Annotated in this window: 1 protein-coding gene; it reads right to left on the minus strand. The window is 66.2% G+C overall.

Features of this window, described 5'->3' with window-relative positions:
* Window positions 1–1009: transketolase-like TK C-terminal-containing protein (locus tag KNN17_RS22290; RefSeq protein ID WP_443628153.1), on the minus strand; the 1009-nt coding region annotated here is incomplete at both ends.

Genomic DNA, 1009 nt, shown 5'->3' on the forward strand with positions numbered 1-1009 from the left:
ACGACGATGGAGTGGGTGTCGTTTTTGAAGAAGCGTCGTGCGGCTTGGCGGGTGTCGGAGAATCCGAAGCCGTCGGCGCCGAGGGAGGCGAATTCGTTGGGGATGAATTGGCGGATCTGGTCCGGGACGGCCTTCATGTAGTCGGTGACGGCGATGACCGGTCCGGTGGCGCCGGCGAGTTGCTGGGCGACGAACGGGGTGCGGGGTTCTTCGCCGGGGTTCAGGAAGGCGTGTTCTTCGGCGGCGAGTCCGTCGCGTCGGAGTTCGTTCCAGGAGGTCACGGACCAGACGTCCGCGGAGACTCCCCAGTCCTGGGCGAGGACTTTCTGGGCTTCCAGGGCCCAGGGGACCGAGACGCCGGAGGCCAGGAGCTGCGCGCGGGGCCCGTCGGTTTTCGCCGGGCTGAGCAGGTAGATGCCTTTGAGGACGCCGTTGACGTCGAGGTTCTCCGGTTCCGCGGGCTGGCTGATCGGTTCGTTGTACACGGTGAGGTAGTACATCAGGTTTCGGTCGGCGGAGTTCTCTCCGTACATGCGTTCGAGGCCGTCGCGGATGATGTGTCCGATTTCGTAGCCGTAGGCGGGGTCGTAGGTGAGGACGGCGGGGTTGGTGGAGGCCAGGATGGGGGAGTGTCCGTCGGCGTGTTGGAGTCCTTCGCCGGTGAGGGTGGTCCGTCCTGCGGTGGCGCCGATGATGAAGCCGCGGGTCATTTGGTCCGCGGCGGCCCAGAACGCGTCGCCGGTGCGTTGGAAGCCGAACATGGAGTAGAACACGTAGATCGGCACGAGGGGTTCGCCGTGGGTGGCGTAGGCGGTGCCCGCGGCGGTGAAGGCCGCGACCGCGCCGGCTTCGTTGATGCCGGGGTGGATGAGCTGGCCCATGGGGGATTCCTTGTAGGCCAGGACGAGGTCCCGGTCCACGGAGAGGTAGTTCTGGCCCTTGGGGTTGTAGATCTTCGCGGTCGGGAAGAACGCGTCCATGCCGAAGGTCCGCGACTCGTCCGGGACGA

Source organism: Arthrobacter bambusae (genome assembly GCF_022606295.1).
GTDB lineage: Bacteria > Actinomycetota > Actinomycetes > Actinomycetales > Micrococcaceae > Arthrobacter > Arthrobacter bambusae_A.